1 pseudogene is annotated in these 326 nt (G+C 81.3%); it reads right to left on the reverse strand.

What is annotated here, in order from left to right:
- Positions 1–119: pseudogene (locus JHD59_RS22465) on the reverse strand (glutamate ligase domain-containing protein); the annotation flags it as partial.
- Between the last annotated feature and the right edge of the window lie 207 nt (positions 120–326).

A 326-nucleotide genomic window follows, 5' to 3' on the forward strand; every position in this document is an offset into this window, starting at 1 on the left:
GTGCGGGTGTAACGATGCGGCTGGAAGGCCAGCAGCAACCGGCGGTCCGGGAAGGCGCCGCGCACCGCGGCCAGCGTGGCGGCCATTTCCACCGGGTGGTGGCCGTAGTCGTCGATCAGAGTGAAGCCTGTCTCTTATACACATCTGACGCTGCCGACGACAGCACGGAGGTGGGGGTGGGGGGGGGGGGGGGGGGGGTGAGGGGGGGGGGGGGGGGGGGGGGGGGGGGGGGGGGGGGGGGGGGGGGGGGGGGGGGGGGGGGGGGGGGGGGGGGGGGGGGGGGGGGGGGGGGGGGGGGGGGGGGGGGGGGGGGGGGGGGGGGGGGG

Source organism: Chromobacterium sp. ASV23 (assembly GCF_016428945.1).
In the GTDB taxonomy this organism is placed as follows: Bacteria; Pseudomonadota; Gammaproteobacteria; order Burkholderiales; family Chromobacteriaceae; genus Chromobacterium; species Chromobacterium sinusclupearum.